This is a genomic window from Herbiconiux sp., from assembly GCF_004297105.1.
Classification (GTDB): domain Bacteria; phylum Actinomycetota; class Actinomycetes; order Actinomycetales; family Microbacteriaceae; genus Herbiconiux.
This window is the reverse complement of record NZ_SCVE01000012.1, coordinates 410,463-436,542: the sequence shown is the minus strand read 5'-3', so window position 1 is coordinate 436,542 and position 26,080 is coordinate 410,463. Positions and strand designations below refer to the sequence as shown.

Here is a 26,080-nt window from a genome sequence, read left to right as displayed (position 1 = left end):
GACTGCGCAGAGAACGACGAGTGCCGGGGGCGGCTGCTCAGGGGGTGTGCACGAGCGTGTTCGCGTCGCGGCGCATCGACGTGGGGTACTCGGTGGTGGGCGTGCCGATGCGCACGAGCATCTGGATGGTCTGCCCGCCGGGCGCGTACTCCTCGTGGATGGCGGCATAGGGCGCGGCCATCGAGGGGTACTCCTGCAGGACCTGGCTGAGCGGCTGCATCACGAGGCCGAGGGATCGGGCACGGAGCGAGATGTCGGCGTAGAGGATGCCCGCCTCGACCTGCTCCGCACGACTGTTCCCGGTGGTGCTGATCACTCCGTAGGCAGGCGTGGCGGCCACGGCGGCGTCGGTCAGCGCGATCGCGTTCTTCGCTCCCGCGGCGTCGTCGTTCAACGAGGGGACGACGGTGATGAGTCCCTGCAGGAAGTACTTCATGAACCCGCTCGTTCCCTGCCCCTCGACTGCGAACCCGGAACGCGCATCGTTCTTGGCCTGCTCGGTCGAGGAGAAGACGGCGTCACTCTCCGCGGTGGCCGCCGCGTACTGCGTCTCGATGAGGGTGCCTTCGGCGCCGAGCTGCCCGAATCGCGTCCGATCGCGCTGGTCGGTGAAGATCTGAAGCGCGGCACCCGACTCGGCCGCCAGCCCGGTCAAGATGCTCTGCTGATCGGCGCTGAGCGGGGTGTCCGCGTAGGGGGAGCGATTGGTGTCGGAGAGGAAGAGTGACGCGTAGTCCGGGGTGCTCGCGGTCGCATCCGGCGTGAGTGTGATCTTCGCCACCGGCAGCGAGTTCATGGCGGTGGCGAGATCGGTCTCGTCGTAGTCGCCCTCGGGAAAGAGCTCGAAGTCGGCTCTGTAGCCCAGGTGGGCGGCGGAGACCCGCAGATACTGCAGGAACGTTCCCTGCGAGACCATGGTCTGTCGGGCGAGCGGATCCACGGCGGGCGTGAGCCGGGACGCATCCGTGTAGAGGTAGAGCACGTCGGCCTCGGCCGGATCGAGGGTGATCGTCCACGGCTGCATGTTGTGGCCGCTCGGGGCGAGTTCGGCCTGCGAGACGACCTTCATCCGGAGGTCGGTGAATTCGTCGGCGTAGCTCGCGGACCACGGATCGAGGTAGTGCGCGGGAACGAAGATCCCGCCCACGGTGAGGATGGCGCCCAAGCCCAGCGCGGCCACTCCGACGACGGACCCGACCACGATCAGTGTGACTCTGCGCCCTCGGTGGGCCCTCTTCGTCGTCATGAGACGTTCCCCGGTGAGATGAGTGCCGCATCGGGAACGACGAGGCAGGGTGTGCTGAGGTTCAGGAGGACACTGAGACCGGTCGATCCGAGGAGCGCTTTCTGGAGCACGGACTTCGACCGGCGTCCCATGACGGTCAGGATGGCCGGAGGGTCGACCTCGAGAAGAGCGACGGCGGAATCGGCTCTGGTCACGGTGCCCTCGACCGTGATGCCGGGAAAGTCATGTCCGACGCGATCGACGACCGCGTCGAGGAACTCCTGGTGCGGCGTCTCGACCACCGACAGCACCTCCGGGTCGAGCGGCCAGGGGTTGAACCACATGACGGGAGGCGACCAGGCGTGGACGATCCGGAGCGGTTGAGCTGCTTCGAGCGCGAGCTGCGCGGCGAAGCGCGCCAGGTCGCCGCTCTCCTCGCTCCCGTCGATCCCGACGACGACACCGTGCCGCCCCTCTCCGGCGACGGACGGGACGATTGCGACGGGCCCGGACGCGTGGGCGATCAGACGAGCGCCGAGTGACCAGCGTGCCGGAGCGTGGAGGACGCCGCCGGACCCACTGCCGACAACGAGGAGGACCGCCGGGGTGGATTCGCGGAGAAGACTGTGGAGCACGTCTCCTTCCCGAACGATCGACGTGACCTGCAGGCCGGGGGCCGCCTCACGAATCCGTGAGGCGCGGCGTTCCAGCGTCGCGGCGGCCGTCTCGGGGTCGTCGCGGGTGAGAGGTTCGTCGGGGAGAACGGTCATCCCGTCATCGACGTACAGAAGAGTGAGGTCGCTCTGGCTCTCACCGGCATGCTGAACCGCCCAGCTCAAAGCCACCTCGGCGTCTGCGCTGCCGTCGTACGCCACGATCACCCGCATGAGTGCTCCCTCTGTCGACTTCAGGATGCCCGCACGACGACGGGTGGGGCAGGGTACTTGGTCCTCGATCCGGTGTGAACGGACGGCGTGCGGAGCGCGCGGAGGGCGTTCAGGATGCAGATGAGGTCGACAACCTCCTGGATGCCGGCGCCGACCGCCGCCGGGATCACCCCGAAAGCGGCGATCACCATCAGCGCACCGCTCAGCGCGATGCCGATCCAGATGCTCTGCACTGCGATCCGCACGCTGTCCTGCCCGATGGCCACCGCGGAGGCGGCCCGGGACAGATCGTCGACGAGGATCACGACATCGGCGGAGTCGCTCGCGGCGGTCGCCCCGCGTGCGCCGAGGGCGATTCCCACGTCGGCGGCCGCGAGGACGGGTGCGTCATTGACCCCGTCGCCGACCATCACGACGGGGCGTTCGATCAGCGCGGCGACCGCCGTGACCTTGTCGGCCGGAAGGCATCCGGAGCGCACGTCGGAGATGCCGGCCTGCGCGGCGATCGACACCGCGGTGGCATGGGCGTCTCCGGTCAGCATCACGATCTGCCGGGCTCCCCTCCGTTTCAGCTCGGCGATGGTGGCGCGGGCGTTCTCCCGGATCCGGTCATGGGCGATGATCGCGCCCGCGAACCGGTCGTTCACGGCGACGTAGATCGCGAGTTCCCCGGTGGCCAGCTCGTACTCGTGGGCTGCAGGTGCCAAAGGACGGATGAACGACAGCTTCCCCACCCGCACGGTGTCGGCGCCGAACGTCGCCGCGACTCCCGCGGTCGCAACCTCACCGGCGTCGTCGGTCGACTCGAGCACGAGTCCCTCGGCGTGTGCCTGCGCGATGACCGATTCGGCGAGCACGTGGCTCGAGTACTGCTCTGCGGATGCGGCGAGGCGCAACAGCTCGTGTTCGGTGAATCCGCTCTCGGTACGGATGCCCCTGATCGAGGGCCGGCCCTCGGTGAGGGTGCCTGTCTTGTCGAACACCACGCTCCGGGTGCGCGAGAGCGCTTCGAGCACGGCCCCGCCCTTGACGATGACGCCGGTGCGCGCCGCCCGGCTCATCCCGGCCATGAACGCGATCGGCGCCGCGATGATCAGCGGGCACGGGGTGGCGAGCACGAGCACCTCGGCGAACCGCACCGGGTCGCCCGAGACGACCCAGGCCGTGATGCCGATGAGCAGGGCGGCCGCGGTGAACGGTAGAGCGAAGCGGTCGGCGAGCCTCACCACGGGCGCCGGATGCGACGAGGCCTCCGTGACGAGGAGCACGATGCTCTGGTACTGGCTGTGAGCCGCATCCGTCGTCGCCGTCATCGTCACCGCGGTCTGCCCGTTGATCGACCCGCTCAAGAGCAGCTGCCCGCCGCGGTGCTCGACGGGCAGGCTCTCGCCGGTCAACGACGACTCGTCGAACTCCGCGGATTCGACCTCGTCGGCGAGCAGCCCGTCGACGGGAACGATCTCCGACGGCCGCAGGAGCAGCCGGTCGCCGACCGCCACGAGCGCGACGGGGATGTCTTCGATCTCCTGCTCTGCGGTGGCGCCCCGGGTGATCCGGTGGGCGATCCGGGGCGCGCGGTCGATGAGTGAGCGGAGCTCGTTCTGGGCGCGCGCCTGGGCGAAGTCCTCCAGAGCCTCCCCTCCCGTGAGCATGAGCACGATGATCAGCGAGGCGAGGTACTCGCCGACCAGCACGGTCGACACGATCGCGATGACCGCGAGCAGGTCGACACCGATGACGCCTTTGCGGAGCCGGGCGAGCATCCGCACGAACTCGATTCCGGCGATCAGGAGCGCATAGCTCGCCACCACCGCGGCTGCCCCGGCTGCGACCCCGACGAGCACCAGGATGCCGGCGACCGCGCCGACGGCCACGGTCGCGACCACGAGGGGATAGCGGATGAGAGCGGAACGGGATGCCACGATGATGCCTCCTGGGCGGCTGGCCGGACTGCAACTCTCGCCGCTCCGGACCAGCAGGCACAGAGTCGTTGGTCATCTTGCGTGACGGGACCAATGGCACTGATGCCCGGGCCGGGAGCGCTCTACCGTCGGAGCATGTCCATCCTGATCGTCTACGAATCGCTCTTCGGAGCCACCCACGAGGTCGCCCATCGGCTCGAACCGAATCGCTCATGAGCTCGATCGCAGCGGGGGCACCCGACGAAGCGGCGCTGGCGCCCGGGAGCATCGTGGTGGGGCACGACGGCTCGGCCCAGTCCGACCGCGCACTCGCGGTGGCCCTCGACCTGGCACAGGCGCTCTCCGTACCCGTCGTCATCGTGCGCGCCTGGTCGATCGAGACCGCGCCCCACGGCACCATCTTCCACGACGGATACGCGGCATCCTTCGCCGAGATCACCGCGGCCGTGCGCGAACGACTGCGCGCCGAGACCGCAGACCTCGTGGCTCGGTACCCGGGCTGTCGTGTCGATGTCCGCGGGGTGCTCGGCCAGCCCTCCGAGGTCTTGGCCGGCGCCTCGGCGGGTGCGCGGATGCTCGTGGTCGGGTCGCGGGGGCTGGGCGGCTTCGCCGGGCTGCTCCTGGGTTCCGTGAGCGAGCAGTGCATCCGGCACGCCCGCTGCCCTGTGCTCGTGGTGCCCATGGCCGGCTGATCGGCCGTTATAAGAATGCTGGAAGAATTCGCGCCCACTCTTGGAGTACGACCAGAGAGAGGGCGACCCCATGTCACTTCGCACGACAGGTACACGGCGGGCACGGACGGTGACCGGCGCGCTCATCGCGGCATCGCTCGCGACGGTCGCCGCCGGGAGTGCGGGGTTCTGGGTCTCCACGACGAGCACCGCCTCCGCGACCACCAGCACGACCACGGGAACCGGAAGCTCGGGAACCGGGTCGAGCAGCTCCGGGACGGGCTCGAGCAGCTCCGGTTCGAGTGGATCCTCGTCCGGATCCAGTAGCTCGAGCACGAGCCCGCTGTCGCCGTCCAGCAGTGGCACGACCCACGCCCGTTCGACCGGGTCGTGACATGACCACCGCCGGTCTGCAGAGTGCGACGTCGGAGTGGTCGGTCTGGACCACCGAGGCCGCGCTCACCGTGGCCGACGCCGATTCACTCGACGCCGCACGCACATTCGCCGATGCCGTGATCGCGCAAGTCGATCAGGCCTGCAGCCGGTTCCGACCCGACTCCGAACTGGCCCTGATCGCGGCCCGCCAGGCATCCGGGGTCGCCGTGTCCCCTCTGCTGGAGCAGCTGCTGCGAGCCGCCCTCGATGCGGCTGCTCTCACCGGAGGGGCTGTCGATCCCACCCTGGGGATGCGGCTCGACGCGCTCGGCTACGCCGGGTCGTCGGGCGATGAGACGGTCAGTGTGACCACGACCGATCGGGCGTGGAAGCGAGTCACCCTCGAGCACGGCGTCCTCACCGCTCCCGCGGAGGTGCGGTTCGATCTCGGCGCCACGGCAAAGGCGTTCGCGGCCGACCTCATCGCAGCGACGATCGACCGTGAGGTCAGTGCCGACGGCGTGCTGGTGTCTCTCGGCGGCGACATCGCGACGGCCGGACCGGCCCCGGAGGGCGGCTGGTCGATCCTGGTTCAGGATCTCGACCGCGATCCGGCCGCAGCCGTGTCGCTCACCGCCGGGATGGCGATCGCCACATCCAGCACCCAGAAGCGACGCTGGCTACAGCACGGTGTCGAGCGCCACCACATCCTCGACCCGCGATTCGGCCTCCCGGCCGCGCCGGTGTGGCGCACCGCAACCGTCGCCGCCGGCACCTGCGTGCTCGCCAACGCGTACTCGACGGCGGCCATCGTGAAGGGCATCCACGCGCCGGCCTGGCTCGAATCGTGCGGTGTCACGGCGCGGCTGGTCGACCATCACGGCCGTGTGGTCACCACGTCGAGCTGGCCCTCCGGGTCGGAACGCGATCCCTCCGAAACCGTCGAGGAGTTCTCCCCATGAGCGAAGTGCTGTGGGCGATCGGCCGGATGAGCGGCATCGTCTCCCTGATCCTGTTCACGCTGTCGACCGTGCTGGGCATCCTCACCCACCGCGGGCGCCCTCTTCCGGGCCTGCCCCGCTTCGGCGTCGTGATCGTCCACCGCAACGTCTCGCTGCTGGCATCCGTGTTCCTGGTGCTGCACGTGGCCACACTGCTGGGTGACAGCTACGCGAAGCTCAACCTGGTCGACGTGGTGGTGCCCTTCCTCGGATCGTTCCAGCCCTTCTGGCAGGGGCTCGGCACCGTGGCGTTCGACCTGGTGCTCGCCGTGATCATCACGAGCCTGCTGCGGCACCGGATCGGCGACAGGGCGTTCCGGTTCGTGCACTGGTTCGTCTACGCCATGTGGCCCATCGCGGTGCTGCACTCCATCGGCAACGGAACCGACGGAACGAGCGGATGGTTCGTGCTCATCCTGGCGGCGTGCCTCATCGCGGTGGGGTCCGCGGTGATCTGGCGGCTGTCGACCCGCTCGCGCAGTCCGCGGGTCATGACCCCGGTCGCACCTGGCTCGGGAAGGAGCATCCGATGACCGACACGGCCACCCATGGCGCTGCCAGGCCGGTGCCCGCCCGATCGCATCCGCGGGTTCTCGCGACTCTCGGGCGTCCCGACTGGGCGACCCACCTCGCCACGCACGGGCCGCTGCCTTCCCTCGTGCCGAACCTCGTCGAGATCCTGCAGAACGCAGGGCTCGTCGGGCACGGCGGCGCCGCCTTCCCGGTCTGGCGCAAGATCGCATCACTGGCCGGAGCGCCGGCGGCGATCATCGCGAACGCGGCCGAGGGAGAGCCCCTCAGCCACAAAGACGCCGTGCTGCTCGCCAACGCGCCGCAGCTGGTGCTCGACGGCCTGCTCGTGCTGGCGGGCACGCTGGCGCCCCGCGCCAAGCTCCTCCTGTACGTCAACCCGCTGAGCCTCGAGAGCGCAGAACGAGCGGTCGCCGACCGGCCCGACGGGCGGCGCATCCAGGTGGTCGCGGCGGCCGACGGCTTCGTGGCAGGCGAGGTGTCGGCCGTGGTCGACTCGCTCAGTGGCGGCCGTGGTGTGCCTCGTGACCACCCGCATCACCTCACCGAGAGGGGCCTCAAAGGCAAGCCGACCTTGGTGTTCAACGTCGAGACGCTCGCCCACCTCGCCCTGATCGCCCGGCACGGCCCGGAGTGGTTCCGGTCGGTCGGCACACCGGATGACCCGGGAACCCGGTTGATCAGCGTCTCCGGTGCCGGCCTCGAGGCCCACGTGCGGGAGGTCGACGGGGGAACGCCACTCGGCGACGTCCTGGCCAGGTGTGGACTGGGCGAGACCGCGGTGCAGGCGGTGCTCGTCGGTGGGTACCACGGCGCCTGGGTCGAGCGGTCGCGCCTGGGGGCGCCGCTCACGGCGAAAGCGACCCGAACGTCCATCGGCGCGGGCGCCGGTGTCATCCACGTCCTCGGCGTCGAGGAGTGCGGCATCCACGCATCCGGAGCCATCCTCCGCTATCTGGCATCGCAGTCGGCGCAGCAGTGCGGACCGTGCCTGTTCGGTCTGCCGACACTCTCCGGTGCCTTCGACGATGTCACCACCGGCTCGGGGCGGCAGGGCGACCTTCTCCAGCGGATGCTCGCAACACTCCCCGGGCGGGGTGCCTGCCACCATCCGGATGGCACGGTGCGCTTCGCGACCTCGGCGCTCGGCGTGTTCGCCGACGAGGTCACCGCTCATCGGGCCGGGCGCTGCCGCGCCGCCGGAGCCCGACGATGAGCGCCCGCAACAGACCGGTGGTCGCCCGTCTGCACATCGACTGGACCCGCTGCGACGCGCGAGAGAGTTGCATCGAACTGCTCGACGGCCGTCTGCGTGCCGACGACTGGGGCTACCCGATCGCGCCGGGCGTTCCGGCGGCGGAGCAGAGCGACGTACCGCTCCGAGCGGATGAGCTCGACGCGGGGCGGGATGCGGTCGCCCTCTGCCCGCGCCTCGCCCTGACGCTGAGAGGCCCGGCGTGACGCTGCCGGCGGCTCAGCGCGCCAGTGCAGAGATGAGATTGAGGGTGGCCGCGAGCACGATCACCCCGAGCACGTACGAGAGCAGCGCATGCCGGAGTGCGTCGCGGCGGATCAGCGTGCTGGTGACGTTCGTGTCGGAGACCTGGTACGTCATACCGAGTGTCAACGCCAGGTAGGCGAAGTCGCGGTACTCGGGCGGGTCGGTCTGGTTGAAGTCCACACCCGTCCCGCCGGCCCGGTAGTAGATGGCCGCGTACCTCAGCGTGAAGAGCACGTGCACCAGCATCCAGGATGCGGCCACGGTCGCCAGCGCGGTCGCGGCCAGCCCGAACCGCGCCTCGCCGGTCACCGAGCCCGATTCGATCAGGAGGAGGGCGACGGCACCGAAGCTCGCGATGCTGGCGAGGATCAGAAGCGTCTGCGACACCGGCTGGGTGGGGTCTTCCCGGGTCGCGTGGGTGGCCGTGTCGGCCGGGCCCAACCGGATGACCGTGATCCACACCCAGACCGAGAACGCGCCGGCCGCGGCGATCCACCCCACCGCGGGCGCGAACGGCCACGACCCGAGCACGCCGGTGATGACGGTGACCACGATGAAGGTGACGAACAGCACGCCGACGCGCACTCCGGCTCGATGCCAGAAGGTCTCGAACTCGTGGTGGCTGCGCGGCACGGTGAGCAGTCTAGGTGAGCCGGGTGGTGAGGTGGGGGCCGGCGGAATCGGCCGGGTCGTCGCCGACGCGGACGCCGATCGCACCCAGGCGATGATCCGATGACCAAAGACCCTGCTGCACAGCGACGGATCGTGCGATTCTCCGAGGATGGACACGACAACGGAAACGGATGACGACCCTCGCGCGACACGGTTCGGCGTCGACGGAACAGGCATTGCGATCGACACCCTCGCCGAGGAGGACACCTCGTCGACCCCGGGGAGAATCGTCGTCGGCATCGACGGATCCGATCAATCCCTCGACGCGCTCCGCCGTGCCCTCCGGATCCGTGGGGATTCGGACGCCCCCGTGGAACTGGTCGCGGCGTGGCAGTACCCGAACTTCTACGGTGCCATGACCTCGCCGGACTGGTCTCCGGAACGGGATGCCGAGGAACTGCTCGCCGATGCCACGAAAGCGGTCTTCGACGAGACGGCGCCCGCGTGGCTCACCCGCACCACGCGGCGGGGCAACCCCGCCGAGGTGCTCATCCAGGAGAGCCAGGGCGCGGACATGCTCATCCTCGGCAGCCGCGGCCACGGCGGCTTCGCCGGCCTCCTGCTCGGGTCGGTGAGCATGGCCTGTGCCGAGCACGCCCATTGCCCGGTGCTGATCATGCACGAGCCCGCCGCTCCTCACTCGGACTGAGGTCACCCGCCCGTTCATCCCGCGCATCGACAGCTGGACGGGGGGACTCCCTATCGCGTCGGCCAGCCCGTGTAGGCCTCGGCCAGATAGGTGCGGCCGGCCTCGGACTCCACGACGGTGCTCAGTTCCCCGCGCTGACGGAGGCGGTCGAACGCGCTGGCGTCGGGCGCGACATGGAGCATGCTCGTCATCCACCAGGAGAAGTGCTGCGCCTTCCAGATGCGATCGAGAGCGCGCTCGGCGTAGCCCTCGATCAGTCGGTCGTCGTCCTCGCCGAGCAGGGCGCCGAGTGCCTGGGCGAGCAGCACCACATCGGCGATGGCGAGGTTCATGCCCTTGGCGCCCGTGGGTGGCACGGTGTGAGCGGCGTCTCCGACGAGCGCGATCCGGCCGCGACGCAGCTCGTGCGCGACGAAGCTGCGGAACCGCAGCACATCGCGCTGGATGACGGGGCCTTCGTTGAGGGTCGTTCCCGGAACCCGGGCCTGAAGCGTGTCCCACACCTCGGCGTCGCTCGGAGCGGAGGGATCGGCGTTCGGGTCGCACTGGAAGTACATCCGCTGCACCTCGGGGCTGCGCTGACTGATCAGCGCGAACCCGGCATCCGAGTTGCTGTAGATGAGTTCGTGCGAGCTCGGCGGCGCCTCGCAGAGGATGCCGAACCAGGCGAACGGGTATTCCCGGAAATAACCCCCTGTGCTCGAGCCCGTCACGGCCGCCCGCACCACGCTGCGCGACCCATCGGCACCCACCACGAAATCCGCCTCGATCCGGAGCGGCTCCCCGTGCGCATCCGTGGCGACGACCGCCGGATGCTCGGGGTCGCCATCGTCGACGCCCTCGACCGTCACGCCGAAGCGCAGGTCCTGCCCGGCTCCGAGGCGCAGTGCGAGCAGGTCCTTCAGCACCTCGTGCTGCGGGTAGAGCCAGACGCTGCGGCCCACGAGCGACGGGAAGTCGATGCGGTGGCCCTCGTCGCCGAAGCGCAGTTCGATGCCATCGTGCCGATGGCCGACGGTGTCGACGCGGGTGCCGGGATCGATGGTGCGCAGCAGATCCACGGTGCCCTGTTCGAGGATGCCGGCTCGGATCGTCGACTCGATCTCGGCCCGCGAGCGGGAGTCGACGACGATCGAATCGATGCCGGCATCGGCCAGCAGCTGCGAGAGGATGAGCCCGGCGGGGCCGGCGCCGACGATGGCGACGCGAGTGCGGATTGTGGGGGGCATGACGTCTCCTTCGACGTGGGATGCCGCCATTCTGGGAGCTCAGGGCGCGCCGACTGGTGGCACTTCCCGATGATCGGGAATCTCAGTCAGGATCGATAGCCGAGCGATCGGGCGATGTCGATGGCCGCGCGGTGCAGCTCCACCATCGCGAAGTTCGACTCCGCATCACGCGGCAGCACCACCGACAGGGCGGCGATCACCTGCCCCGTCTCATCGCGCACGGGAACGGCGAGACCCGTCGACACCTCCTCGATGTAGCCCGGGGCGATGGCGTGGCCCAGCTGGCGCACCTCGGCCAGCTTGCGGCGCACCGTCTCGGGATCCGAGAGCGTCGCCCGAGTGAGTGGCGTGAGCCGCGAGGACAGCACGCGCTCCTGGAGGTCGACCGGGCCGAAGGCCAGCAGCACCAGGCCCGAACTCGAGGCGTGGAGGGGCAGCCGGCCGGCGACGCGGGTGATGTTCGAGCCCGACTCCGGACTGCTGAGCCGTTCGAGGAAGAGCGCCTCATCCTGTTCCAGGATGGCGAGTTGGGTGTGCTCCCGCACCCGCGACTGCACCCGCTCCATGAACGGCATCGCGGCCTGGCGCAGGCGGAGCGCGTGCGAGGAGCGGGTGGAGAGCTCCCAGAGCCTCATGCCGATGCGCACTCGGCGCTCTTCATCGCGCTCGAGCAGGCCCGCCCCGACGAGCTCGTTCACGATGCGGTGCGCCGTGGAGCTCGGCAGCCCCGATCGGCGGCCGATCTCGGTGGCGGTCTGCACCGTGCGGGTGGGGGTGAAGGTGTCGAGGATGCGCACGAGGCGATCGGTCGCCGAGTCGCCGGTGGGGGAGTTGGCCATGGTCCATGATGGCACCCCCCCCAAGAATCCTTCCCGTTCATCGGGAAGGATGCGCGTGCGGCGGGTGCGGTGGAGCACCATGGACGGACGCAATTCCGAGGCGTCGAAGGAGACACCGTGACCCCACAGAGCGCCGTGGCTCCAGAGACCCTGCTGGCCGCGCCCGACCAGGCGACTCAGCGCGAGATCAGTGCCGAGATCGGCGCGCTGCACGCCGACCTCGAACGCCGGGAGCAAGCGGGGGAGCGCATCCGCTCGACCGTGCACGACTTCGCGGCCTACCGCTCGAGCGTGCTGCGGCACCCCACCAAGAACCTCAAGCTCGTCGACCCCGAGACGATCGAGCTGCTCTCACCGGCCTTCGGGCAGCGCGACGTGGCGGCGGTCGAGAGCGACCTCACCGTGCAGCACGCGGGCGAGCCACTCGGCGAGCGCATGACGGTGCGCGGCCGGCTCACCGACTCCTGGGGCCGCCCCGTGCCGAATCAGCTGATCGAGATCTGGCAGGCCAACTCGGCCGGCCGCTACATCCACCAGCGTGACCAGCATCCCGCGCCGCTCGACCCGAACTTCACCGGCGCCGGCAGAGCCATCACGAACGATGCCGGCGAGTACGCCTTCACCACGATCAAGCCGGGCCCCTATCCGTGGAAGAACCACGTCAATGCCTGGCGGCCGGCGCACATCCACTTCTCCGTGTTCGGCAGCTCGTTCACGCAGCGGTTGGTGACGCAGATGTACTTCCCGGGCGACCCGCTGTTCGCGCTCGACCCCATCTTCAACACCATCTGGCGGCAGAAGGATCGGGAGAGCCTGATCGGCGTCTACGACCACGACCTCACGTCGCCGGAGTGGGCCACCGGCTATCGCTTCGACATCGTGGTCGACGGCCCGGATGCGACCTGGTTCGAGAACGAGGGCGAGTGACCATGGCTGTTCCCGCGCGCACCCTGCGTCCGACTCCCGGCCAGACGGTCGGCCCGTTCTTCGCGTACGGCGTGGAGTACGAGCGGATGCACCAGATCGTCGACCCGTACGCCCCCGGTGCCGTGCTGCTGGGAGGCACGGTCTACGACGGTGCCGGATCGCCGGTCCCCGACGCCTTCGTGGAGATCTTCGGCGCCGACGAGAGCGGGCGGGTGCCACGCGACCGCGGGGCCTTCCGGCGTGACGGCCACACCTTCACCGGCTTCGGCCGGGCCTTCACGAACGACGAGGGCCACTACGAGTTCTTCACCCGCACCCCCGGAGCCGCTCCCGGGCGGCCGGCGTTCTTCGCGGCGATCGTCTTCGCGCGCGGTCTGCCCGACAAGCTGCACACCCGGATCTACCTCCCCGACGACCCCGGCGCTCTGGCCTCCGACCCGTTCCTGGCCTCGCTCGATGCCTCCGAACGGGCGACGCTGACCGCCCAGCGGCTCGACGACGGCTCGCTGCGGCATGACATCCGGTTGCAAGGAGAGAAGGAGACGGTGTTCCTTGAGTTCTGACGCCGACGCCGCCGCTTCGTTCGACCGCGGCCTGCTCTCGCCGGTGGCGGTAGGACACGACGCCGTCGTCTCCGATGACGGCGTGCTCGCCGCCCTGGTGCGCGCCGAGCTCGGACTGGTGCGTGCCTGGTCGGCGCTCGGAGCCCTGCCCGGCGAGACGGCCGACTCGATCGCGGAGGCGTGGGAGTCGCTCGTGATCGATGTCGATTCGCTCGCCGAGAGTGCTGTCGGGGGCGGCAACCCGGTGATCCCGCTGGTGCCGCTGCTCAAGAATGCGGTTCCCCCGGAGGTGCGCACCTGGGTCCACCGCGGTGCGACCAGTCAGGACATCGTCGACACCGCCCTCATGCTCATCTCCCGGCGGGCGGTCGATGCGCTCGTCGCGGTGCTGACCGATGTCGAGGACTCGCTCTCCGCGTTCGCGGCCGAGCATCGAGACGTCGTGTCCGCGGGCCGCACTCTCGCCCAGCATGCGGTGCCGACCACGGTCGGCTACCGCGCGGTCGGGTGGCTGTCCGGCATCCGTCGCGCGTCGGTGCGGTTGCGGCAGCTCACGCTGCCCGTGCAGCTCGGAGGCGCGGCGGGAACCCGGGCGTCCTTCCTCGAGCTCGGTGGTCCCGCCGCGGGTGAGCTGCCCGAGCGGTACGCAGAGGCGCTCGGACTCGACCACACCGTAGCGGTCTGGCACACGAGCCGCTGGCCGGTCACCGAGCTCGCCGATGCCCTCGCACAGACCACGGATGCGCTGGGCAAGCTGGCCGCCGACGTCGTCACGCTCTCGCGCACCGAGATCGCGGAGGTGTCCGCCGGAGTCGGGGGCGAATCATCCGCCATGCCGCACAAGAGCAATCCCGTGGCGGCCGTGCTGATCCGATCCGCAGCCCTGCGCGCCCCACAGTTGGCAGCGACCCTTCATTTGTGCGCTGCCCTGGCCGCCGATGAGCGCCCCGCGGGCGCCTGGCACGCCGAGTGGCCGACCCTCCGCGAACTGCTGCGGATCGCTCTCGGAGCGGCCACGCATGCCGCGCAGCTCACCGCCACCCTGAGCGTCGATCCGCACGCGGTGGCGCGCAATCTCGCGCTCACCCGCGGCCTCCTCGTGTCCGAGCGGCTCTCGATCGTTCTCACCCCTCTCATCGGAGCCGAGCGGGTGGCGGCGCTCGTGGCCGCCGCCGGCGCGGGTGGCGATCTCGCGGAGCTGATTCGCGACCTCCCCGAGTGCGCCGGCCTCGACATCCCCGATCTGCTCGACCCCGCCGCGTACACGGGGGATGCCCGCGCCGCGGTCGACCGCGCCACGACCCCGGCCGATGGCACCGAGGAGGAGCGCGCATGACGGTACCCGTCCTGGCGTTGCGGGAACTCGGCGGGTCGGCCGGGCAGCCCGTGCTCGTGCTCGGTCCCTCGCTCGGCACGTCGACCATCCTGTGGGAGGCGGTCGCGCTGAGCGGACAGTACCGGCTGGTCGCGTGGGACCTGCCGGGCCACGGGGCATCCCCGGCCGCCACGCACCCGTTCACGGTCGCCGAGCTGGCCGACGCCGTCGCCGCAGCCGTCGACGGCCCGTTCCTCTATGCCGGCGTCTCCCTGGGTGGGGCGACCGGTCTCGAACTGCTGCTCCGGCACCCGCAGCGCGTGCGTGCCGCCGCGATCATCGCCTCCGGCGCCCAGCTCGGCGAGCCGCAGGCCTGGCGTGAGCGGGCGGCGAAGGTGCGTTCCGAGAGCACGTCGAGCATCATCATCGCCTCCGCTCAGCGCTGGTTCGCGCCCGAGTCGATGGCGGCGCATCCGGATCTCACCGGCCGCCTGCTCCATGCTCTTCAGGACGCCGACGACGAGTCCTATGCGCTCTGCTGCGAGGCACTCGCCGACTACGACGTGCGGAGCCGGATCGCCACGATCAGCGCGCCGGTGCTCGCCCTCTGGGGCCGGGACGACGCGGTCGCCCCCGAGTCGAAGGCGGTCGAGATCGCCGAGGGGGTCGCCCGGGGCGAGATCGGCGTGATCGAGGGAGCCGCCCATCTCCCGCCCGCGGAGCAGCCGGAAGCCACGCGGGCCGCCCTGACCGAGTTCTTCGCCCGGCACACCGAGGGAGCGCGACAATGACCCGACCCGACGGCCCCGGCCTCACCGATGCGGAGCGGTGGGAGCAGGGCATGGCCGTGCGCCGCGCCGTGCTCTCCGGCGAACACGTGGATGCGGCCACCGCCGCGATCACCCCGCTCACCGCCGACTGGCAGGACTTCATCACCCGCACGGCGTGGGGCGACGTCTGGTCCCGTCCCGGCCTCGACCGGCGTTCGCGCTCGATCGCCGTGCTCACCTCCCTCATCGCGCACGGTCACCACGACGAGCTCGCGATGCACCTGCGCGCCGCGGTGCGCAACGGGCTGACCGTCGATGAGGTCGGTGAGGTCATTCTGCAGTCGGCCATCTATTCCGGTGTTCCTGCCGCGAATGCGGCGTTCCGCGTCGCGAGCGGCGTGTTCGCCGAGACGTCACCTGCCGAGGGTTCGACGGAGGGGGCCTCGTGATCGACAAGACCGTGAGCACGGTGGCAGAGGCGGTGGCCGGCATCGAAGATGGCTCCACGATCATGATCGGCGGTTTCGGCCGCGCCGGTCAGCCCGTGGAGCTCATCGACGCGCTCATCGACCAGGGGGCGAGCGATCTCACCGTGGTGAGCAACAACGCCGGCAACGGCGACCTCGGCCTGGCGGCGCTCCTCGCCCGGGGCCGGGTGCGCCGGATGATCTGCTCCTTCCCGCGCCAGCACGACTCCTGGGTGTTCGACGGTCTCTTCCGCGCCGGGCAGATCGAGCTCGAGGTGGTGCCGCAGGGCAACCTGGCGGAGCGCATCCGTGCGGCCGGTGCGGGCATCGGCGCGTTCTTCACGCCGACCGGGGTCGGCACCGAGCTCGCCGCCGGCAAGGAGGAGCGCGTCATCGACGGGCGCCGCTACGTTCTCGACTACCCCATCAAGGCCGATGTGGCCCTCATCGCGGCCTACCGCGGCGATCGCTGGGGCAACCTGGTGTACCGCGAGACCGCCCGCAACTTCGGGCCCATCATGGCCGCCGCCGCCACGACCGCGGTCGCGCAGGTCGATCACGTGGTGGAGCTCGGTGCGCTCGATCCGGAGTCGGTGGTGACCCCCGGGATCTTCGTGAACCGGGTGGTGGCCGTGAGCCCGCGTCGTTGGGTCGAGAACGGCGAGTTCGTGGGCGGCGTCGATGTCGACGGCGAACCCCTCGAGGTGGCCCGGTGACGGGGATCGGCCGCGTGGAACTCGCGGCGCGCATCGCTCAGGACATCCCCGAAGGGTCCTACGTCAACCTCGGAATCGGTGCGCCTACCCTCGTGGCGAACCACCTGCCCGAGGGGCTCGAGATCATCCTGCACACGGAGAACGGGCTGCTCGGCATGGGCCGGGCACCCGAACCGGGGCGGGTCGACCCCGACCTGATCAACGCCGGCAAGCAGCCGGTCACCGCCCTGCCCGGGGCGGCGTACTTCCATCACGCCGACTCCTTCGGGATGATGCGCGGCGGGCACCTCGACATCTGCGTGCTGGGGGCGTTCCAGGTCAGCAGCGCCGGGGATCTCGCGAACTGGTCGACGGGTGCGCCGGGGGCCATCCCTGCGGTGGGCGGGGCGATGGATCTGGCGATCGGCGCGAAGAACGTGTGGGTGATGACCGATCTCCTCACCCGGGACGGGTCATCCAAGCTCGTGGCCGAGTGCACCTACCCGCTCACGGGCGTCGGATGCGTCTCCCGCGTCTACACCGACCGCGCGGTCTTCGACGTGACCGACGGCGGCTTCCGCGTGAGGGAGCTCCTCGGCGACACCACCGTGGCCGAACTCGAACAGCTCACCGCACTGACCCTGGAGGAGCGATCATGACCGCGAGCGTCATCTACGACGCCGTGCGAACGCCGTTCGGCCGCGCCGGCGGCGCCCTGTCGGGCGTGAGGCCCGACGACCTGGCCGCCGTCGTCATGGCCTCGATCGTCGAACGCGCGGGGCTCGACCCGGAGCGTATCGACGACGTCGTCTTCGGCGACGCGAACCAGGCCGGGGAGGACAACCGCAACGTCGCGCGCTTCGGCGCCCTGCTCGCGGGATTCCCCACCTCGGTGACGGGAACCACGGTCAACCGTCTGTGCGCCTCCTCCTTGGACGCCGTCATCCAGGGCTCCCGTGCGATCGAGTCGGGAGATGTCGACATCGTGCTCGCCGGCGGCGTCGAGTCGATGAGCCGCGCCCCGTTCGTGCTGGAGAAGTCGCCCAAGGCGTGGCCGGCATCGGGCAACCCGACTCTCTGGAACACGTCGATCGGCTGGCGGATGACCAACCCGGCTCTGCCCTCCGAGTGGACGGTGAGCAACGGGGAGTCGGCCGAGCACATCGCCCGGACGTGGGGCATCGGCCGCGACGCCCAGGACGAGTTCTCGGTGCGGTCGCATCGCCTCGCGGCGGAGGCCTGGGCATCCGGGGTCTTCGCCGACGAGATCGTGCAGGTTCCGGGCGCGCCGCTCGTGCGGGACGAAGGCATCCGCGACGGCACCTCGGTGGAGAAGCTCGCCGCGCTCGCCCCGCTGTTCGCGAGGGACGGGAGCGTCACCGCCGGCAACTCCTCGTCTCTCAACGACGGCGCCTCCGCCGTGCTGGTGGCGCGGGAGGGTGCGCTCGACGGCGAACCGCTGGCCCGTATCGTCGGGCGGGCGAGCCACGGGGTCGACCCTCAGGACTTCCCGATTGCGCCGATCGAGGCCGCGAACAAGGCCCTCGCTCGCGCCGGCCTCGGCTGGAACGACGTCGACTTCGTCGAACTGAACGAGGCCTTCGCCTCGCAGTCGCTCGCGTGCCTGAAGGGGTGGCCCGACCTCGACCCGGCCGCACTCAACATCCACGGCGGCGCGCTCGCCATCGGGCATCCGCTCGGCGCCTCGGGTGGCCGCATCGTCGGCCATGCCGCGCACGAGCTGGCCCGGCGCCGCACAGGGATCGCCGTCGTGGCCATCTGCATCGGCGTCGGGCAGGGTCTCGCCGTCGTTCTCCAGCGCTGATCTCCGTACTCGACCACTCCACACGAAAGGGCGAAGATGCTCCTCGAACGCACCCTCATCCAGTCCATCGGCTTCCACAACGTGACCGAAGGCGGTGAGGTGACCGGCTTCCAAGTGCGCCTGCGGATGCAGTCGTACCGGGGCATGACCGCCTCGCTGATCGACGGTGTCGCGGTGCGGGTCGATGACGTCGTCGACGTGCCCGCCGACGTTCCGCTGTGGACGCTGCAGGGCGAGACCCGCACGCTGCAGCAGCTCTGGGACTCGGAGGGCCTGCGCTGGCCCCTCGAGGACGCCGCGATCATCACCGTGCCCTACCCCGGTGGGCTCTCCGAAGGGGTGCACGAGGTGTCGGTCGAGCTCCGTCTTCGCATGTCGTACATCCCGGAGGAGCACCAGCCGTCGGTGTTCCGGGAGACGCGGTCGATCACGCTGCGCTCCTCGGACGACGGTGGGCCGTTCCAGTACGGAGTGAGCCTGTACAGCTTCATGCACGACTTCGGTACGGTGCTCGATCTCGAGTCGGCGCTCGCCCATGTGGCCGACGTCGGCGCCACCGGTGTGGAGATCCTCGGAGAGGCGCACGTCGCGGGCTATCCGGAGCCGTCGACCGCGTGGCTCGACCGGTGGTTCGCCCTGCTCGAGCAGTACTCCCTCACCCCGACGAACTACGGCTCCTGGATCGACACACGGCTTCACTCCAGCGGACCCAATGCGCGAGCGATGACCGCGGCGGAGAGCGCGGCGGCTCTGCAGCGCGACCTGCGGCTGGCGAAGCAGCTCGGCTTCTCCTTCGTGCGCCCGAAGATCGGCGTGGTGTCGAGCGACCTCGTTCCCGACCCGATCTGGACCGAGTCGGTCGAACGCAGCCTCGAGCTCGCCGCCGACCTGGACGTCGTGATCGCGCCGGAGATCCACTCGCCGACGCCGGTCAAGCATCCGGTCGTCGACGACTACATCGATCTCATCCAGCGCACCGGCACGAAGCACTTCGGGCTGCTCATCGACACGGGGATCTTCCAGGACCGCCCGATCCCGCTGCGCCCGGGCGAGACGCGCGAGACCCGGCCGGCCTTCCTCGACGGTATCGGCGTCGATCCGGCCGACCTCCTCGCGATCGGCGAGTACGTGGTGTTCGTGCAGGCGAAGTTCCACGACATCGACGAGGATCTCGTCGATCAGCAGATCCCGTGGCGCCCCGTGCTGCAGGGCCTGAAGGATGCGGGCTACACCGGGTACCTCTCGAGCGAGTACGAGGGTGAGCGCGACCCCTGGCGGTCGATCGAGCAGGTGCGCCGGCAGCACTCGCTGATGCGCGGCATCGCGTCGCGACTCGACTGACGGGCCGGTGCACCGCTCAGGACGAGCGGTGCACGGTCTCCTCGACCAACCGGCCCGCCTCGGCGAAGAGGGCGCGCATCCAGGCGTGCTCCGGATCGTTGCCGTGAACCGGATGCCACCAGAGCGCGTTCGTGATGGGTGTGGCCGCGAACGGCAGCTCCACGATCCTCAGGCCTCCGATGCTCCGGGCGAGCGGCACGAGGGCGCCCTGGATGAGGCCGACGCGCTGGCTGCCGAGCACGAAGTACGGCATCGAGAGGAAGCTCTCCACCACCACGTCGATCTGCGGCTCGACGCCGAGCTGCTGGATCTGCCGAGCAGCCGACGTGAAGGCGCTCCGTGACGCGTAGGTGAGCACGAACGGGAGAGCGGCGAGGTCGGCCATGGAGAGCGTCTCGCCCACCGCGGTGTTCGAGTCGGCCACGACCGCGTGCCAGTCGTCGTGCCAGAGGTCGGCATAGGGCATGTCGGTGATGAAACCGTGCGGCAGGATCATCGCATCGGCCGACCGGAGGCGATTCGCGGCGTCTTCCACGACGACGGGATTGTGCAGCAGGAACCGGAATCGCACTCCGCTCGTGCGCTCGGACGCGAGGCGCGCGACGACGGTGCCGATCGTGGCGAACCCGTAGTCGGAGCCGTAGATCGAGAACTCGCGGCTCGACTGCGCCGGCGACCAGGTCGCCTGGCTCTCGAACACCCGCCGTGCGGCCTCGAGAGCGGTGGCGGTGTGCTCGGAGATGCGCAGCGCGAACGGCGTGAGCTCGTAGGAGTTGCCCCGGCGCGCCAGGATCGGGTCACCGAAGTGCGTGCGCAGCCGGGCGAGCGAGGCGCTGAGCGCCGGCTGGCTGAGGTGCAGCCGCTCGGCCGCGCGGGTCACGCTGCGTTCGGTCAGGAGCGCGTCGAGGGCCACGAGAAGGTTCAGGTCGAGCCGGGAGAGCTGCGAGTAGTCGGCCACGACAGTGTGATCCTCCGGTCAACGGGCGATGTTCGACTCTACCTTATGCAGCACATCGAAAGGACTTATGTGCTTTTCTAGCACAAGGGATGCAATACTGGCGAAACAGCAGGCGTGGCCCACCGATGGGCCGCCGACAACGAAGTCAGAAAGGCTGGACATGGCACAGCAACGTCGCTCTCGCGTCCTCCGCACGACCCTGGTGGCCGCTACGGCCGCGACCGCCCTCATCCTCGCCGGTTGCTCCGGTTCGAGCAACGAATCGTCCGGAGACAGCAACTCCTTCACCTTCACGTTCGCCACGTCGAACAACCTGAAGAGCCCCTACCAGTCGCTGGCCGATGACTACATGGCCGCCAACCCCGACGTGAAGATCACGTCGAACCCCACGCCGAACGACAAGTACGGCGAGACCATCCGCACCCAGCTCTCGGCCGGCAACGCGTCGGACGTCATCCAGACCACTCCCGGCTCCGGCGACGCCCGCGGCCTCGTGCCCCTCGCGGAGGCGGGCTTCCTCGCACCCCTCGGCGACACGGCGAAGAACCTCGTGCCGAAGGGGAGCGAGTCGATCTTCGAGTACAACGGCGAGGTCTACGGCCAGCCGCTCGACTTCACGGTCGCCTCGATCGTGGCGTCGATGGGCACCGCCGGGCAGAACGGCATCACCGAGTTCCCGACCACGATGGACGACCTCTACGCCGACTGCAGCACTCTCACCGCTGCGGGCAAGTCGATGTTCGCCGTGGCGGGCGCCGCCGGCCCGAACGCCGGCCTGACCGCCCAGGCCATCGCGGCCAGCCGCGTCTATGCCGAGACCCCCGACTGGAACCAGCAGCGCGCCGACGGCAAGGTCACCTTCGCCGGAACCGATGGCTGGAAGGACACGCTCCAGACGATCATCGACCTGAAGAACGGCGGATGCTTCCAGCCGGGCGTGGAGGGTGGCGGATTCGATGCCATCACCAACGGCCTCGCGGGCGGAACGTCGATCGGCGGCTTCATCCCGTCGGGATCCGCGGTGGAGATCGCCGCAGCTGCTCCCGCGGAGGCGGACTTCAAGATCCAGCCGTTCCCGGCTCCTGACGGAGGCAAGCAGTACGTGCTCGCGAGCTCGAACTACACGATGTCGCTGAACGCCAAGTCGGCCGACAACAGCGCGGCCAAGGACTTCATCGACTGGCTCGCCACCCCTGAAGCCCAGCAGAAGTACTTCGAGTACTCCGGTGAGCTCCCGATCTCGGCCTACCAGGACATGGACCTCAGCGACACGGTCTACTCCTCGGTCGTCGACCTCCTCACCGATGGCTCCTACACGCCGCTTCCCGCGAACGTGTGGCCCAACCCCTCGGTGTACGACGCCCTGCAGACCGGCGTCCAGGGCCTGCTGACGGGCCAGAAGACGGTCGATCAGGTGCTCGCCGACATGGATTCCGCGTGGGACGCGTGATCCGACGCGACTGAATCGGGTGCCGTCCGGGGGAGGATCTCCCTCGGACGGCACCTCTTCCCGGCCCCGATGACGATGAGGACATCATGAGCGCTACTCTCCGAACCCGCGACGAGCACCGCGAACAGCCGCGCGACGACACCCGCGCACCGCGCCGTTCACGACAGCTCTCGTTCGGGCACTGGTGGTGGGCGCTCCCCGGCATCGTGATGGTGCTCGCGATCCACTACGTCGCCACCTCCATCGGCGGCTTCTTCGCCTTCACGGACTGGTCGGGCATCGGCAGTTTCGCGTTCGTCGGCCTCGACAACTTCGTCAAGATCTTCTCGGACCCGACGAAGTTCGGGTCGCTGCTGAACACGCTGTTCCTCGCCTTCGGATCGGTGATCATCAGCAACGTCGCCGGCCTCGTGCTCGCACTCGGCCTGAACCGCGGACTCAAGTCTCGGTACATCCTGCGGGTTCTGTTCTTCATGCCCGTGGTGCTCAGCCCGCTGGCCGTGTCGTACATCTGGAAGTTCATCTTCGACTACAACGGCCCGATCAACCTGATGCTGAAGTCGATGGGACTCGGCGAGTACGCCAAGGCCTGGGTGGCCGACCCCACCTGGGCGATCTGGACGGTGCTCATCGTGCTCGTCTGGCAGAACACGGGCATCGCGATGGTCATCTACATCGCGGGGCTGTCATCGGTTCCGGTCGAGGTCGAGGAGGCGGCGGCCATCGACGGCGCCACGCTCTGGCAGCGCTTCGTGCACGTCACGCTCCCCGGCATCCGACCCGCCGTCGCGATCTCCACGACCCTGGGGCTGGTGAACGGGCTGAGGGTATTCGACCAGATCATGGCCCTCACCGGCGGTGGGCCGGCGGGAGCGACGGAGACCCTGGCCACCCAGGTCTACAAGCAGTCGTTCGCGCTGGGCAACTTCGGCTTCGGTGCGGCACTCGCCCTGGTGCTGACCGTCATCATCCTCGTGTTCGCCGTCATCCAGCAGCGAGCGACCAGCGGCAAGCAGGGAGAGAACTGACATGTTCCGCTACACCAAGTTCACCGCCATCCGCGAGGTCGCCTTCTGGATCATCGCTCTGATCTTCCTGGCGCCGTTCTACTTCCTCATCACCACCGCCCTCAAGTCGGACAGCGAGGCCATCACCTCGTCGACGCTGGCGCTCCCGGTGTCGCTCGACTTCTCCAACTTCACCAAGGTGCTCACCGCCTCCGGCAACTCCAATGTGGTGATGGGTCTGGTGAACAGCGTGATCATCACGGCGGGAAGCATCGTGCTGCTCGTACTGCTCGGGTCGCTCACCGGCTACGTGATCTCGCGCAGCACCCGGCGCTGGAGCCGCGGGGTGTTCTACCTCTTCCTCATCGCGATCGTGCTGCCGACCCAGCTGGGCACGGTGCCGCTGTACATCGGAGCGCGCGCCATCGGCCTCACGGGCTCGGTCTGGGGCATGATCCTGCTGTTCTCCGGGATGCTGCTGCCCTTGGCGATCTTCCTCTACGCGGGCTTCTTCCGCGGTCTCGGCACCGAGTACGAGGAGGCGGCCGCGATCGATGGAGCGAGTCGCACGCAGATCTTCTTCCGGATCGTGCTCCCGCTGATGGCCCCCGCCACCGGCACGGTCGCCACGCTGGCCGGGCTGATCGTCTGGAACGACTTCTTCACCTCCTTGATCTTCCTCGGCGGATCGCAGAACCAGACGCTGCCCGTGGCGATGTACTACTACATCGGCTCCCTGGTGTCGTCGTGGAACCAGATCTTCGCCATCGTCATCGTCTCGATGATCCCGATCCTGGCCTTCTTCCTCTTCGCTCAGAAGCAGTTCATGCAGGGGTTCGCGGGCGGCCTCAAGGGATAGCCCCCTACGCCCGCAGTTTTCCGACCACACCTCTCACGAAAGCAGGACACCATGTACACGCTCGCGCCCAATATCGAACTCCTCTACACCGAGGCCGGCGACTACCAGGACCGCGTGCGCGCCGCCGCCGCCGCCGGATTCACCGCCGTGGAGATGTGGGGGCCGACCGGAGTCGACGCCCCCGCGAAGCCGAAGGACATCCCGGCGCTCAAGGCGGCGCTCGAGGAGACCGGCACAGCGCTGGTGGCCCAGCTCTCGGAGCCCCGCACCCAGTTCATGATCCCGCCCCGCGACCACTCGCAGTTCTACGCGAAGCTCGACGAGGGCGTCGCCATCGCCCAGGAACTCGGCACGCCCCGCATCGTCGTGGGCAGTGGCACCGGCTTCGGTGGATCGAAGCGGCAGACGCAGCTCGACGAGCTGATCGAGATCTACCGCAAGGCCATCGCGCAGATCGATGGATCCGGCGTGACCCTCGTGCTCGAGCCTGTGAACGTGCGGGTCGACCACCCCGGCTCGCTGCTGGACCGCACCGCGGAGGGCGTGTACGTCGCCCGGGGCGTCGACTCGCCCTTCTTCGGCGTGCTCTACGACATCTACCACTCGGCCGTCGAGGGGGAGGACATGGCCGCCGAACTGGCGAACGGCGGCGAGCTGATCAAGTACGTGCAGCTGGCCGACGCGCCCGGGCGCGGCGAGCCGGGCACCGGCGCCCTGGACTGGGACGAGCGGCTCGGTCTTCTGCGTGCGGCCGGCTACGACGGACCCATCGGGCTGGAGTACTACCCGACCACCGAGAGCAACGCCTCCGTCGCTCTCATCCGCGAGGTCGCGGCGCGGTCATGAGCGACCGGCGCTATCCGGATGCGGTCGACGTCGCGATCGTGGGAAGCGGGCCGACCGGCGCGGCCTACGCGCGCATCCTGAGCGAGGAGGCCCCGGGCCTCACGATCGCGATGTTCGAGGTGGGCCCGACGGTGTCGGAGCCCGCCGGATCGCACGTGAAGAACATCGTCGACCCGGATGCCCGGGCCGCGGCCCAGCGGCGCTCCGAGGGGCCGGGCGCCGGCGAGGCGACCCTGAACTCGCCCCGTGCGGTGGCGGAGGGGGCGCGCCGGGCCAGACCCGGCACCTTCCTGCTTCCCGACGGCGACTTCGCCACGAGCGGAGACGGCCTCCCGCTCGCCGCCATGTCGAGCAACGTCGGCGGCATGGGCGCGCACTGGACGGCGGCCTGCCCGCGTCCCGGTGCGAGCGAGCGCATCGGCTTCCTCGACGACACCGGGGAGCTCGACCGGCTGCTGGACGAGGGCGAGAGGCTGCTGGGTGTCACGACCCACGCCTTCGACACCGCTCCCTTCGGCGACCTCCTCCGGGAGCGGCTCGCCGCCGCGGTCGACGAGGGGCGCACACCCGCCGCGAGGGTGCAGCGGATGCCGCTTGCCGTGCATCGGCGCGATGACGGCGCCCTCGTGTGGTCGGGCTCCGATGTCGTGCTCGGCGACGTCACGCGGGCCAATCCGCACTTCGAGCTCCTGGACGAGACGCTCGTGACCCGGGTGGTCCAGGATTCCGAGGGCCACCGAGTTTCGGGCGTCGAGGTGCGCGACCTGCGCACGGGTGACACCCACCTGGTGCGGGCCCGGTTCGTGGTGGTGGCGGCCGACGCGATGCGCACGCCGCAGCTGCTCTGGGCGTCCGGCATCCGTCCTGACGCTCTCGGCCGGTACCTCAACGATCAGTCCCAGGTGGTCTTCGCCGCGCGCATCACGGGCATCGAGGATTCCGTGGACGGCACGGCCGCCGCGGCCGGCGGAGCGCTCAGCGAGTCGAGCGGCGTGAGCTGGGTGCCCTTCACCGACGAACTGCCCTTCCACGGACAGGTCATGCAGTTGGATGCGTCGCCGATCCCGCTGGCCGACGACGACCCCGTGATCCCCGGCTCGATCGTGGGGCTGGGCCTGTTCTGCGCCAAGGAGATCCGCCGTGACGACCGGCTGGAGTTCGCGGACGATGCTCTCGACGCCTACGGCCTCCCCGCCATCCGGGTGCACTACGCGCTCACCGAGCGCGATCGTGCGGTGATCGACCGGGCGCGTCGCGAGATCGTGCGACTCGGCGAGGCCGTGGGTGCGCCCCTGGACGATCATCCGTTCCAGCTCCCGCTGGGGGCCTCGCTGCACTACCAGGGCACGACTCGAATGGGCGAGACCGACGACGGCACGAGTGTCTGCGGTCCCGAGAGCGAGGTGTGGGGGGTTGAGGGCCTGTTCGTCGCCGGCAACAACGTCATCCCCACCTCGACCGCGTGCAATCCCACCCTCACGTCGGTGGCCTTGGCCGTCAAGGGTGCGCGAGCGATCGCCACTCGCGCGGTTTCCGCGCATTGACTTATGTCGAT

General features: G+C 69.6%; 27 protein-coding genes. 20 read left to right on the top strand and 7 right to left on the bottom strand.

The genetic code is table 11. The annotated features are described in order from the left end of the window. Positions 1-37: 37 nt before the first annotated feature. From EPO52_RS08485 to EPO52_RS08475, 3 genes are read right to left on the bottom strand one after another with little or no spacing between them, the layout of a single operon-like run. On the bottom strand, positions 38-1,246 hold the full coding sequence (locus EPO52_RS08485; RefSeq protein ID WP_290804654.1) for a hypothetical protein: 1,209 nt from the start codon (positions 1,244-1,246) through the stop codon (positions 38-40). Continuing rightward, positions 1,243-2,112, bottom strand: coding sequence for a universal stress protein (locus EPO52_RS08480; RefSeq protein WP_290804652.1), 870 nt, complete (start codon positions 2,110-2,112; stop codon positions 1,243-1,245). Before EPO52_RS08480 ends, EPO52_RS08485 begins: the two co-directional genes overlap by 4 nt. A gap of 20 nt (positions 2,113-2,132) precedes the next feature. Beyond that, positions 2,133-4,034 (bottom strand): heavy metal translocating P-type ATPase, encoded by a 1,902-nt coding sequence (locus EPO52_RS08475; protein WP_290804649.1) that lies wholly within the window; start codon positions 4,032-4,034, stop codon positions 2,133-2,135. A 212-nt stretch (positions 4,035-4,246) separates the two neighbouring features. On the opposite strand from EPO52_RS08475, the gene EPO52_RS08470 reads away from it, so the two are divergent. The 5 genes from EPO52_RS08470 (at position 4,247) to EPO52_RS08450 (ending at position 8,073) form a co-directional block, all read left to right on the top strand. Next, positions 4,247-4,726 (top strand): universal stress protein, encoded by a 480-nt coding sequence (locus tag EPO52_RS08470; protein ID WP_290804646.1) that lies wholly within the window; start codon positions 4,247-4,249, stop codon positions 4,724-4,726. A 374-nt stretch (positions 4,727-5,100) separates the two neighbouring features. Further along, positions 5,101-6,042 carry an FAD:protein FMN transferase gene (locus EPO52_RS08465; RefSeq protein WP_290804644.1) on the top strand — a complete coding sequence of 314 codons (942 nt, stop codon included), beginning with the start codon at positions 5,101-5,103 and terminating at the stop codon, positions 6,040-6,042. Beyond that, on the top strand, positions 6,039-6,614 hold the full coding sequence (locus EPO52_RS08460) for a ferric reductase-like transmembrane domain-containing protein (protein ID WP_290804642.1): 576 nt from the start codon (positions 6,039-6,041) through the stop codon (positions 6,612-6,614). Before EPO52_RS08465 ends, EPO52_RS08460 begins: the two co-directional genes overlap by 4 nt. Then, positions 6,611-7,828, top strand: a complete 1,218-nt coding sequence (locus EPO52_RS08455; protein WP_290804639.1) for an NADH-ubiquinone oxidoreductase-F iron-sulfur binding region domain-containing protein — start codon at positions 6,611-6,613, stop codon at positions 7,826-7,828. The genes EPO52_RS08460 and EPO52_RS08455 overlap by 4 nt, the downstream gene beginning before the upstream one ends. After that, the gene (locus tag EPO52_RS08450; RefSeq protein ID WP_290804636.1) at positions 7,825-8,073 is read left to right on the top strand and encodes a ferredoxin; all 249 of its coding nucleotides are present in this window, start codon (positions 7,825-7,827) and stop codon (positions 8,071-8,073) included. Before EPO52_RS08455 ends, EPO52_RS08450 begins: the two co-directional genes overlap by 4 nt. 13 nt (positions 8,074-8,086) lie before the next feature. On the opposite strand, the gene EPO52_RS08445 is transcribed toward EPO52_RS08450, so the two are convergent. Beyond that, positions 8,087-8,746, bottom strand: coding sequence for a DUF1345 domain-containing protein (locus EPO52_RS08445; RefSeq protein ID WP_290804633.1), 660 nt, complete (start codon positions 8,744-8,746; stop codon positions 8,087-8,089). Positions 8,747-8,894: 148 nt separating this feature from the next. Between EPO52_RS08445 and EPO52_RS08440 the strand changes: the two genes are divergently transcribed. After that, positions 8,895-9,434: a universal stress protein gene (locus EPO52_RS08440; protein ID WP_290804630.1), complete on the top strand. Its 540-nt coding sequence runs from the start codon at positions 8,895-8,897 to the stop codon at positions 9,432-9,434. Between the two features lie 50 nt (positions 9,435-9,484). Here EPO52_RS08440 and EPO52_RS08435 read toward each other — a convergent pair whose 3' ends face one another. Together EPO52_RS08435 and EPO52_RS08430 are read right to left on the bottom strand one after the other, a co-directional pair. After that, positions 9,485-10,663, bottom strand: a complete 1,179-nt coding sequence (locus tag EPO52_RS08435) for a 4-hydroxybenzoate 3-monooxygenase (RefSeq protein ID WP_290804627.1) — start codon at positions 10,661-10,663, stop codon at positions 9,485-9,487. A gap of 86 nt (positions 10,664-10,749) precedes the next feature. Then, on the bottom strand, positions 10,750-11,517 hold the full coding sequence (locus EPO52_RS08430; protein ID WP_363339737.1) for an IclR family transcriptional regulator: 768 nt from the start codon (positions 11,515-11,517) through the stop codon (positions 10,750-10,752). Between the two features lie 102 nt (positions 11,518-11,619). Between EPO52_RS08430 and pcaH the strand changes: the two genes are divergently transcribed. The 9 genes from pcaH to EPO52_RS08385 are packed head-to-tail and all read left to right on the top strand — an operon-like array spanning position 11,620 to position 19,405. Continuing rightward, the gene (gene pcaH, locus EPO52_RS08425) at positions 11,620-12,429 is read left to right on the top strand and encodes a protocatechuate 3,4-dioxygenase subunit beta (RefSeq protein ID WP_290804624.1); all 810 of its coding nucleotides are present in this window, start codon (positions 11,620-11,622) and stop codon (positions 12,427-12,429) included. Positions 12,430-12,431: 2 nt separating this feature from the next. Then, positions 12,432-12,992, top strand: a complete 561-nt coding sequence (gene pcaG / locus EPO52_RS08420) for a protocatechuate 3,4-dioxygenase subunit alpha (protein ID WP_290804622.1) — start codon at positions 12,432-12,434, stop codon at positions 12,990-12,992. Continuing rightward, the gene (locus tag EPO52_RS08415) at positions 12,982-14,328 is read left to right on the top strand and encodes a lyase family protein (protein WP_290804620.1); all 1,347 of its coding nucleotides are present in this window, start codon (positions 12,982-12,984) and stop codon (positions 14,326-14,328) included. Before pcaG ends, EPO52_RS08415 begins: the two co-directional genes overlap by 11 nt. Continuing rightward, entirely contained in the window at positions 14,325-15,098 is a 774-nt protein-coding gene (locus EPO52_RS08410) for an alpha/beta fold hydrolase (RefSeq protein ID WP_290804617.1), read from the top strand. Before EPO52_RS08415 ends, EPO52_RS08410 begins: the two co-directional genes overlap by 4 nt. Continuing rightward, positions 15,095-15,526 (top strand): carboxymuconolactone decarboxylase family protein, encoded by a 432-nt coding sequence (locus EPO52_RS08405; protein WP_290804614.1) that lies wholly within the window; start codon positions 15,095-15,097, stop codon positions 15,524-15,526. The genes EPO52_RS08410 and EPO52_RS08405 overlap by 4 nt, the downstream gene beginning before the upstream one ends. Next, a complete protein-coding gene (locus EPO52_RS08400) occupies positions 15,523-16,260 on the top strand; it encodes a 3-oxoacid CoA-transferase subunit A (protein ID WP_290804611.1) in 738 nt (245 codons plus the stop codon). Before EPO52_RS08405 ends, EPO52_RS08400 begins: the two co-directional genes overlap by 4 nt. Next, the gene (locus EPO52_RS08395) at positions 16,257-16,898 is read left to right on the top strand and encodes a 3-oxoacid CoA-transferase subunit B (RefSeq protein ID WP_290804608.1); all 642 of its coding nucleotides are present in this window, start codon (positions 16,257-16,259) and stop codon (positions 16,896-16,898) included. Before EPO52_RS08400 ends, EPO52_RS08395 begins: the two co-directional genes overlap by 4 nt. Continuing rightward, the gene (locus EPO52_RS08390) at positions 16,895-18,064 is read left to right on the top strand and encodes a thiolase family protein (protein WP_290804605.1); all 1,170 of its coding nucleotides are present in this window, start codon (positions 16,895-16,897) and stop codon (positions 18,062-18,064) included. Before EPO52_RS08395 ends, EPO52_RS08390 begins: the two co-directional genes overlap by 4 nt. Before the next feature lie 36 nt (positions 18,065-18,100). Next, entirely contained in the window at positions 18,101-19,405 is a 1,305-nt protein-coding gene (locus tag EPO52_RS08385) for a DUF6379 domain-containing protein (RefSeq protein WP_290804603.1), read from the top strand. Between the two features lie 16 nt (positions 19,406-19,421). Here the strand turns inward: EPO52_RS08385 and EPO52_RS08380 are convergent, their stop codons facing one another. Continuing rightward, the gene (locus tag EPO52_RS08380; protein ID WP_290804601.1) at positions 19,422-20,363 is read right to left on the bottom strand and encodes a LysR family transcriptional regulator; all 942 of its coding nucleotides are present in this window, start codon (positions 20,361-20,363) and stop codon (positions 19,422-19,424) included. Between the two features lie 160 nt (positions 20,364-20,523). Here EPO52_RS08380 and EPO52_RS08375 point away from each other — a divergent pair, with 160 nt between their 5' ends. The 5 genes from EPO52_RS08375 (at position 20,524) to EPO52_RS08355 (ending at position 26,069) form a co-directional block, all read left to right on the top strand. Then, complete coding sequence (locus tag EPO52_RS08375; protein ID WP_290804600.1) at positions 20,524-21,813, top strand: extracellular solute-binding protein; 1,290 nt, start codon at positions 20,524-20,526, stop codon at positions 21,811-21,813. Positions 21,814-21,899: 86 nt separating this feature from the next. Then, positions 21,900-22,841: a sugar ABC transporter permease gene (locus EPO52_RS08370; protein WP_290804598.1), complete on the top strand. Its 942-nt coding sequence runs from the start codon at positions 21,900-21,902 to the stop codon at positions 22,839-22,841. 1 nt (position 22,842) lies between these two features. Next, complete coding sequence (locus EPO52_RS08365) at positions 22,843-23,679, top strand: carbohydrate ABC transporter permease (protein ID WP_290804595.1); 837 nt, start codon at positions 22,843-22,845, stop codon at positions 23,677-23,679. Positions 23,680-23,730: 51 nt separating this feature from the next. After that, complete coding sequence (locus tag EPO52_RS08360; protein ID WP_290804593.1) at positions 23,731-24,525, top strand: TIM barrel protein; 795 nt, start codon at positions 23,731-23,733, stop codon at positions 24,523-24,525. Beyond that, positions 24,522-26,069 carry a GMC oxidoreductase gene (locus EPO52_RS08355; protein ID WP_290804590.1) on the top strand — a complete coding sequence of 516 codons (1,548 nt, stop codon included), beginning with the start codon at positions 24,522-24,524 and terminating at the stop codon, positions 26,067-26,069. Before EPO52_RS08360 ends, EPO52_RS08355 begins: the two co-directional genes overlap by 4 nt. Positions 26,070-26,080: the final 11 nt, after the last annotated feature.

Coding starts and splice junctions, on each gene's coding strand:
- EPO52_RS08485 (WP_290804654.1), bottom strand. CDS start 1,246: ATGACGACGAAGAGGGCCCACCGAGGGCGCAGAGTCACACTGATCGTG.
- EPO52_RS08480 (WP_290804652.1), bottom strand. CDS start 2,112: ATGCGGGTGATCGTGGCGTACGACGGCAGCGCAGACGCCGAGGTGGCT.
- EPO52_RS08470 (WP_290804646.1), top strand. CDS start 4,247: ATGAGCTCGATCGCAGCGGGGGCACCCGACGAAGCGGCGCTGGCGCCC.
- EPO52_RS08465 (WP_290804644.1), top strand. CDS start 5,101: ATGACCACCGCCGGTCTGCAGAGTGCGACGTCGGAGTGGTCGGTCTGG.
- EPO52_RS08460 (WP_290804642.1), top strand. CDS start 6,039: ATGAGCGAAGTGCTGTGGGCGATCGGCCGGATGAGCGGCATCGTCTCC.
- EPO52_RS08455 (WP_290804639.1), top strand. CDS start 6,611: ATGACCGACACGGCCACCCATGGCGCTGCCAGGCCGGTGCCCGCCCGA.
- EPO52_RS08450 (WP_290804636.1), top strand. CDS start 7,825: ATGAGCGCCCGCAACAGACCGGTGGTCGCCCGTCTGCACATCGACTGG.
- EPO52_RS08440 (WP_290804630.1), top strand. CDS start 8,895: ATGGACACGACAACGGAAACGGATGACGACCCTCGCGCGACACGGTTC.
- EPO52_RS08435 (WP_290804627.1), bottom strand. CDS start 10,663: ATGCCCCCCACAATCCGCACTCGCGTCGCCATCGTCGGCGCCGGCCCC.
- pcaG (WP_290804622.1), top strand. CDS start 12,432: ATGGCTGTTCCCGCGCGCACCCTGCGTCCGACTCCCGGCCAGACGGTC.
- EPO52_RS08410 (WP_290804617.1), top strand. CDS start 14,325: ATGACGGTACCCGTCCTGGCGTTGCGGGAACTCGGCGGGTCGGCCGGG.
- EPO52_RS08405 (WP_290804614.1), top strand. CDS start 15,095: ATGACCCGACCCGACGGCCCCGGCCTCACCGATGCGGAGCGGTGGGAG.
- EPO52_RS08390 (WP_290804605.1), top strand. CDS start 16,895: ATGACCGCGAGCGTCATCTACGACGCCGTGCGAACGCCGTTCGGCCGC.
- EPO52_RS08385 (WP_290804603.1), top strand. CDS start 18,101: ATGCTCCTCGAACGCACCCTCATCCAGTCCATCGGCTTCCACAACGTG.
- EPO52_RS08375 (WP_290804600.1), top strand. CDS start 20,524: ATGGCACAGCAACGTCGCTCTCGCGTCCTCCGCACGACCCTGGTGGCC.
- EPO52_RS08370 (WP_290804598.1), top strand. CDS start 21,900: ATGAGCGCTACTCTCCGAACCCGCGACGAGCACCGCGAACAGCCGCGC.
- EPO52_RS08365 (WP_290804595.1), top strand. CDS start 22,843: ATGTTCCGCTACACCAAGTTCACCGCCATCCGCGAGGTCGCCTTCTGG.
- EPO52_RS08360 (WP_290804593.1), top strand. CDS start 23,731: ATGTACACGCTCGCGCCCAATATCGAACTCCTCTACACCGAGGCCGGC.
- EPO52_RS08355 (WP_290804590.1), top strand. CDS start 24,522: ATGAGCGACCGGCGCTATCCGGATGCGGTCGACGTCGCGATCGTGGGA.